7 protein-coding genes are annotated in these 7,095 nt (G+C 49.0%); 1 reads left to right on the plus strand and 6 read right to left on the minus strand.

All coding sequences use genetic code 11. The annotated features are described in order from the left end of the window. The 4 genes from dxs to mutL all read right to left on the minus strand — a co-directional run. Window positions 1-1,154, minus strand: a 1,154-nt coding sequence (gene dxs / locus ACEW8P_RS20040) for a 1-deoxy-D-xylulose-5-phosphate synthase (protein ID WP_373514850.1), incomplete at its 3' end; no start/stop codon positions are given. Window positions 1,155-1,244: 90 nt separating this feature from the next. Further along, window positions 1,245-2,162 carry a rhomboid family intramembrane serine protease gene (locus ACEW8P_RS20045; RefSeq protein ID WP_373514851.1) on the minus strand — a complete coding sequence of 306 codons (918 nt, stop codon included), beginning with the start codon at window positions 2,160-2,162 and terminating at the stop codon, window positions 1,245-1,247. Window positions 2,163-2,172: 10 nt separating this feature from the next. Further along, window positions 2,173-2,958: a rhomboid family intramembrane serine protease gene (locus tag ACEW8P_RS20050; protein WP_373514852.1), complete on the minus strand. Its 786-nt coding sequence runs from the start codon at window positions 2,956-2,958 to the stop codon at window positions 2,173-2,175. Window positions 2,959-3,086: 128 nt separating this feature from the next. Continuing rightward, complete coding sequence (gene mutL, locus ACEW8P_RS20055; RefSeq protein WP_373514853.1) at window positions 3,087-4,970, minus strand: DNA mismatch repair endonuclease MutL; 1,884 nt, start codon at window positions 4,968-4,970, stop codon at window positions 3,087-3,089. Between the two features lie 239 nt (window positions 4,971-5,209). Here mutL and ACEW8P_RS20060 point away from each other — a divergent pair, with 239 nt between their 5' ends. Then, window positions 5,210-5,377 (plus strand): hypothetical protein, encoded by a 168-nt coding sequence (locus ACEW8P_RS20060; RefSeq protein ID WP_373514854.1) that lies wholly within the window; start codon window positions 5,210-5,212, stop codon window positions 5,375-5,377. Between the two features lie 12 nt (window positions 5,378-5,389). On the opposite strand, the gene ACEW8P_RS20065 is transcribed toward ACEW8P_RS20060, so the two are convergent. Together ACEW8P_RS20065 and ACEW8P_RS20070 are read right to left on the minus strand one after the other, a co-directional pair. Continuing rightward, the gene (locus ACEW8P_RS20065) at window positions 5,390-5,698 is read right to left on the minus strand and encodes a DUF6787 family protein (RefSeq protein WP_373514855.1); all 309 of its coding nucleotides are present in this window, start codon (window positions 5,696-5,698) and stop codon (window positions 5,390-5,392) included. Window positions 5,699-5,787: 89 nt separating this feature from the next. Then, window positions 5,788-6,516 carry an RluA family pseudouridine synthase gene (locus tag ACEW8P_RS20070; RefSeq protein WP_373514856.1) on the minus strand — a complete coding sequence of 243 codons (729 nt, stop codon included), beginning with the start codon at window positions 6,514-6,516 and terminating at the stop codon, window positions 5,788-5,790. Window positions 6,517-7,095 lie beyond the last annotated feature (579 nt).

Consider the following 7,095-nt stretch of genomic DNA (forward strand, 5'->3'; position numbering starts at 1 on the left):
GCTGAAAACGTTACGGCGTGTTGCTCGGCAATACCTACGTCGAAAGCGCGTTCAGGCATGGCCTTCATCATAATATTTAAAGACGAACCCGACGGCATAGCGGGCGTAATGCCCACGATCTGCGGATTTTTCTCGGCCAATTCGACGATGGTGTGGCCGAAAACATCCTGGTACTTGGGTGCCTGCGGTGTGTCGTAAGTTTTTTTCTTGATTTCACCCGTTACCTTGTCGAATAGTCCCGGTGCGTGCCACTTGGTCTGGTCTTTTTCGGCGGGGCCGTAGCCTTTGCCTTTCACCGTGAGACAATGCAGAAGCTTGGGGCCGGGAATGTCTTTCAAATCGTTTAGCACATCAGTCATATGCTCTATGTCATTGCCGTCAATCGGCCCAAAATACCGCAGTCCCAGTGACTCGAAGAGATTGCTTTGTTCTAAAAGACCGACTTTAAGCGTATTCTCGACTTTAGAAACGATCTCCTGCGCGCTTTTGCCGAACTTGCTCATCTTCCCTAGTAAATTCCAGACCTCGTCGCGAACCTTATTATAAGTGTGCGAGGTAGTAATATCAGTCAGATATGCCTTCAATGCCCCGACATTGGGATCAATGGCCATGCAGTTGTCGTTCAAAACGATCAGCAGGTTGGTGTCGGCCGTCCCTGCATGATTCATGCCCTCGAAGGCTAGTCCGGCGGTCATAGCACCGTCGCCGATCACGGCGATGTGGTGCCGTTCACGGTTGCCTTGTATTACTGATGATACGGCCATTCCCAAAGCTGCCGAAATAGAAGTGGAGGAGTGGCCGACGCCAAAGGCGTCGAAATCACTTTCGGCCCGCTTTGGGAAACCCGATAGCCCACCATATAGACGGTTGGTAGCAAAATTATCTCGCCGCCCGGTCAAGATTTTGTGGCCGTAAGCCTGATGTCCCACATCCCACACGAGCTGGTCGTCAGGTGTGTTAAAGATATAATGCAGCGCTACGGTCAATTCCACCACGCCCAGGCTCGCTCCAAAATGTCCGCCGTACACCGATACATTATCAATGATAAATTGCCGCAGTTCGTTGCATACCTGCGGCAGCTCCGCCCGGTCAAGCCGTCGTAAGTCCGCAGGTGAATCTATCTGTGCGAGTATTTTTCCGGGTGTAATAAGCATTTATTCGGCTCTATTTTATCCTCCGTCTTGTTTAATGTTCTGTTAACTATGATAGAACAATTCTGTTCAGATTTGAGCCACCGCTTCCACTCACTTCTGTTGACTTGCTTTGAACAGCTTCTGCTTTTCTTCCTTGGTTAAGCTCTCATAGCCCGACTTCGATATTTTATCCAAAATAGAGTCTATTTCGTCCTGATCGGGCATTTCTATGGCGGCGGGCGATGAGGAAGTCGAATAGGCCGAGGCCGTGCGTTGCACCTCTTTCTGTCTATGCGTAACCCGCATGGGTGGCCTTCTTCTGAAAAGATTGTTCCATATCGCCAGCAGCACATACAATGGCTTGCCCATATCGGTGCCATTTTGCAAAAGCTTGATAAACAGAAAGCCAACGAATGCTCCGCCCAGGTGCGCCAAGTGACCTCCCGCATTGGGCCCGATGGACTGTGCCAACGAGAGAACGATGTAAAAAAAGGCGATGTACTTGATGCGGATCGGCCCGAGGAAAATCAGATTGAAGGTGTAGTTGGGCAGCAGCGTAGAAGCCCCCACTGCCACCGAAAAAGCTGCCGCTGAAGCCCCCAGCATCTGTGAGTCCGCCACCTGCGATTGAAAGTAGGGCAGTAAATTGTACATTACCATGTAGGCCACGCCCCCAGCGATGCCGCCCAGTACGTAGAGTGCAATCAATCGCTTGGAGCCTAAGTACTCATCCACTAGTCGCCCGAACCAGTAGAGAAAAAGCATATTGAAGAGAATATGGAAAATTTCCTCATGGGTGAAGAAATAGGTGATGATTGTCCAGGGCTTATAAAGGTATTCGCGCGGCGCAGCGGGTAGCCTTAGCATATCCACTAGCCACACGTACGCTTCGGACGACTGCCCGAGTGTGAAGATCACCTTGGTCAGCAGCAGACTCAAAAACACCACGACGTTGATCAGAATGATTCTGACCAACGTGTTATCCGTTTTGGTGAATTCCCGCTTGAAATCGTCAAAAATACCACTCATCGCTTTTCCACTAATAAAACTTGTTATTCTCCGACCCCCAGATTTTCAACATAATAAAGGCAAACAGCATTCCACCCAGGTGGGCAAAGTGGGCTACGTTGTCGGATTGGGCGTTTTGGATACCCGAATACAGTTCGTACATCCCGTAAAAAGCCACAAAATACTTCGCTTTGATAGGAAATGGAATAAATAAAAGAAAAAGTTCGGTGTTGGGGAACAGTAACCCGAATGCCATCAGTATGCCAAAAATCGCTCCCGATGCCCCCACCATCGGAATGCTGACTTTATATTGTAAAAGTCCTTTCACAAAGATAACACTCTCCTGGATGATACGTGGATTGCGGGGAGATGCTTCAAAATTATTTATAAGATCCAGTTTCGACTTGTACCAAGGTTCTGCGTGTTGACTCATAAAATCAACCAGCCCCTCGGGCGTGGGATACTCTAAGTATATGCTGGCTGCCTGTTGAAGCTGCGAGGTCTCGAAAAGGTCGATGCCCGCAAATAGTAGCCCTGCTCCGATACCTGTCACGAAATAAAAAATCAGGAAGCGCTTCGGTCCCCAGATTCTTTCCAGCATCGGCCCGAAAATGATCAATCCGAACATATTACTGAAAATGTGGCCGATGTTAGCGTGCAGAAACATGTAGGTAACGAACTGAAACGGCAAAAACGAGGGCGACATGAACGAGTACAGCGCGAAACTCGGTGTCAAAGGTAAGATGTATGCGTCCACAATAAAGAACACAATGTTCAAAATCAGTAAATTGCGGACAACGGGAGTAAGCTGAAACATTTAAAAGGTAGTATGACGGTTCGTCGCTTCGACGCCTCCGCCCATGAAAACAAAATACTGTTTTAAAGTCGAAACCTTAACAAGGTAAACTTTTCAACGGATCGGGGGGCCTTTTCGTTTCTCAAAAATTATTTAAACAACGCTCCCAGTTTCTCCATCGTCAACATCACCGCTACGGGTTCACCACCCGGCGTGCGGTTGGGGTCCGAGGAGGCGAACAATTGGCTTAGCAAGGTTCGAATTTCCAGCGGCGTCAGCTTCACGGCGTAGCGCGATGAAAACCGCCGCGCCAAAGCCCGCGCCAGGCTGTCAGGCTTGTTAAGTTTCAGGTCGGAATAACTTTGCTTCAGTTGTTCGACCAATTCCTCAAACAGATCCTGCTCACTCTCATTGGGTAAATCCGCCGGGACACCCCGCACCACAATTTCGTTTGGCCCGAGTTCGTCAAACTCGAAGCCCAGACCCCGGATTTGGTCGGTCGTTTCGCGTACGAGTTGCATGTCAGCGGGTGTCAGCCGGACAGTCTGTGGAAACAGCAATTGCTGGCAGGAGCCGTTGCGCTTGGCAAGCATCTGGCGGTAGCGCTCGTAGAGAATCCGCTCGTAAGCCGCTTTCTGATCCACGAGTATCGCGCCGTCCTTCACTTGCGAGAGGATATACCGATTATGCATCTGAAACAATAACGCGTCGGCATCGGGGGCCGAAATAGTTTCGTCGGTCAGACGGTTGATCCTGCTAGCAAGCGTCACGGACTGTGCCGAAAAAGAAGGCCGAGCTGCCACGGCCTGGTCGAGTTCCAGTGCTGCCTGTTGCCGAGCTGTCTCATCTGGACTTTTCAAGCCCTCAAACAGCTTGTTCCAATTGGTAAGGTTCCCCTGCTGCCGCTTGCTGCCATTTCCCTCTTTGGGCGTGGCAGCCCAGTCGGGCTGCACAGCGCGGGGCGTCGGCGTTTCCTTCGGCTGCGTATGCTGCGTCATGGAATTGACATTGTCATCGAAGTCGATCGGCGGGGCAAGATTATAGACGCCTACCGCCTTACGCACAGCGGCTAGTATAATGGCATAGACCGAGCGTTCGTCATCGAACTTGATCTCGGTTTTGGTCGGGTGAATGTTAATATCGACATGCGAGGGGTCAATCTCGATGAACAACACATAGAACGGATGACTACCATCGGGCAAAGCACCTTCATAAGCGCTGATAATAGCGTGGTGCAGATAGCTGTGCTTGATATACCTCTCGTTCACGAAAAAATACTGTTCGCCGCGTGTCTTGCGCGCAAACTCTGGCTTGCCAATATAGCCCCGAACGCTAATGTAGCTGGTGTCCTCTTGGCAGAATACCAGCTGTTCGCGGTAGCTTTTACCGAACATATCTGTAATCCGCCGCACTAGTTTTCCGGCATAGAGATTGAAAACCTCCACGTCGTTGTGGTAGAGCGAAAAACCTACTTCGGGATGGGCCAGAGCTACGCGCTGAAATTCGTCCAGCACGTGCCGCATCTCCACGGAATTAGATTTAAGAAAATTGCGCCGGGCAGGAACGTTGAAAAAAAGGTTTTTGACCAAAAGGTTGGTGCCAGGCAACGTTGCGACCGACTCCTGTGTCTTTACCTCCGAACCCTCGATACGGATCATCGTGCCAATTTCATCCTTATTGCGGCGGGTGCGTACCTCCACCTGTGCCACGGCGGCGATAGAGGCTAGTGCTTCACCCCGAAAGCCCATCGTTCTAATTTTGAAAAGGTCGTCGGAGTTACGAATTTTGGAAGTAGCGTGCCGCTCAAACGACATCCGGGCATCGGTTTCAGACATGCCCGCGCCATCGTCGATAATCTGGATGAGCGTTTTGCCTGCGTCGCGGATAATGACTTGCACACTGTGGGCGTGGGCATCGATGGAATTTTCGAGCAGTTCCTTCACTACCGACGCCGGACGTTGCACCACCTCACCCGCCGCAATCTGGTTGGCGATGGAGTCAGGAAGCAAGTGAATGATGTCCGATGTGGTCATTTTAGAGGTTGTGGCGTGTCAATTTGCTTGTTAACAAATTAACGGTTTTATTTTCGGAGATTCCGGCGAAATTTTTTAAGTAGATCGCTGAAACTTCTTTCTTGTCCCGTTGTTATATGATTAACTTTATATTCTTTTTAAAGAATCTTGGAATGCCGAATAGTTTTTGGCATGGCTATTGTGAGACACCCTAACAAATGAATGTATTTCTGCAAATGTGTAACCCCTAAATTCTTCAGATGATGAAACTACCCACCCTTAAAAAGTTCAACTACGCGATGGCGTTGCAGTGGATTATCTTCCTGCCTGTCATCTTACCGCTATGCCTGGTGTTTGGTGCGCTACAAGGCGCTGTCAACATGATGGGAACCATGGCCCAGCGGATGATGCTCGACATTGAATCATGACCTAACCTTTCATTATTTTCGTGTTTTCTTGAATAGCCCGCCCAAGCGGGCTATCATTTTTTTCTCGAAGGCCCAGAAGAAAGCAAACTTCCCCCAGACCCAACCCCACATCAGCAGCACTACCTGATAGAGCGGCAAAACTACCACAATCGCCAGCCCCCACCGTAGCCACGCGGGCGATGCCGCAGTGATTCCCAACCAGCCGTAAAATATTTTTTTGAGATAAAGAATCGAGAAGCCCGTACAGGCGAATACCAGCAAGATGACGACTACATCCCAGCCGCTTTGTACGTTCCAGCGATGTTTGAGTTTTTGCCACATACGGCTTTAAGCTGTGGGCCTTTCAGAGAACCAACTGATAACGGCTTGAGTTTGCAATACTTGTTTTTGCTGGAAAGCTGTACTGACTTTTATTCGTACAAGTACTGCATTTTATCAAGATCGATTTTTTCTGTGTCCAGCGGCAGGAATTCTTCCCAAAACGGATCTAATGGAAGCCCAGCTTTGATGAGGATGGGTTCTTTCTTCACCGGATGCTCGAAGTAGAGTCGGCGGGCGTGGAGGTTGATGCTGCCGTCGCCGTTGGGGCGGTCGTAGCCGTACTTCACATCACCTCGGATGGGGCTGCCCATGCTAGCCAACTGCACCCGAATCTGATGCGGCCGCCCCGTGATCGGCGTGACTTCCAGCAGGAAAAATTTGTTCACTTCTCCTAATACGCGGTAGGTCAATTCCGCCTTTTGGCTACCCGGTGCATCGTAGTCGAAGGCCGTCGTGACGTTGCGCTTGGTGTCTTTCGAGAGCCAATGTACAAGCTTGCCCTTGGATTGGGCCGGACGACGGCGCACGATGGCCCAGTAGGTTTTCTGAATATCGCGCCGACGGAACAGCTCGTTCATCCGTTCCAGCGCCTTGGAGGTACGGGCAAAAACCACCAAACCACTCACGGGGCGGTCGATGCGGTGGACGGTACCCAGGAAAACGTCCCCCGGCTTGTCGTACTTGTCCTTGATGTATTCCTTCACCAATTCCAGCAGGCTCACGTCCCCCGTCTTGTCGCCCTGCACCAATACCCCGGCGATTTTATTAACGATGATGAGGTGGTTGTCTTCGTAGATTACTTTGAAGGCTTGCTTCATTTTTTGTTGAATTGTGGAACTGTGCAATCGTTGAATTGATGGAGAACGGTATTGTTAATTAAACGATTACGTGAGAATTTTCTATCACAACCGATAACAGTACAATTATCCAAAATCATAATAGCGTTTAGGAGAATCGAATATTTGGTTGTCTAAGTATAGAAGAATCACTGTAAGTATAATCAACGAAAGTAAGAATATACCCACATAAATCACTCCATGCTTTTTCAAGAAGATTAGCTGTGTTACAACTAAAAAAAACAAAAGGATACAGAATACTAACTCTAAAAAAGGGTTTGAATTAGGTATGAGATGATTAATACACACAGTCACGATAACGCTCCAAAATAAAATTTGAAGAATTGGACTTATCAAATTTGTTGTCATACTAATCCTGTAGTGTTATCTAAGTAACTCAACCCAACAACTGAAAAGGTGAAAGAAATTCACCAATCGCAATAACCAAAAAAACATTCAATAGGACTCCTTCTCATTCGGAAACGACTCACTCTTCACATCGCTAACATACTGCGCAATAGCATCATGCATAACCCCAGCAAGGTCAGCATAGCGACGCAG

This window comes from Persicitalea sp., from assembly GCF_041751555.1.
Taxonomy (GTDB): domain Bacteria; phylum Bacteroidota; class Bacteroidia; order Cytophagales; family Spirosomataceae; genus Persicitalea.